1 protein-coding gene is annotated in these 435 nt (G+C 57.0%); it reads left to right on the top strand.

Annotated features, from left to right (window positions below):
* A partial coding sequence (locus tag EAE90_RS23430) for a hemagglutinin repeat-containing protein (RefSeq protein ID WP_214055471.1) occupies positions 1 to 435 on the top strand: 435 nt, incomplete at both ends.

Below are 435 nucleotides of genomic sequence, written 5' to 3'. Positions count from 1 at the left end.
TTCACGGCAGTGATGTAGTGGCGGGCCAAGATATGCAACTTTCCGGTCAAAACATTAACATCACCAGCGCGGAAAACAGTCACACCGCCATCACCAAAACCGAACAGAAACAAAGCGGCCTGACCGTAGCGCTGTCCGGCACCGCAGGCGGGGCCCTGAATTCCGCTGTTCAAACGGTTCAAGCCGCTAACAATGAAAGTGACAGCCGTATCAAAGCCTTACAGGGCACCAAAGCCGCCCTTAACGGGATACAGGCAGTCCAGGCTGCCCGACTGGCCGACGCTAAAGGCGGTGGCGACAAAGCCAACAACAATCTGGTGGGCGTCAACCTCTCCTACGGCAGCCAGTCCTCCCGGTCAGAACTGAAACAGCACCAGACCACTCAACAGGGCAGCAGCTTGATGACCGGCGATAATCTCACCCTCACCGCTTCCG

The organism is Photorhabdus caribbeanensis, assembly GCF_018448885.1.
GTDB classification, from domain to species: domain Bacteria; phylum Pseudomonadota; class Gammaproteobacteria; order Enterobacterales; family Enterobacteriaceae; genus Photorhabdus; species Photorhabdus caribbeanensis.
The sequence above is the reverse complement of the archived record's forward strand: the minus strand, read 5'-3'. Positions and strand labels throughout refer to the sequence as shown.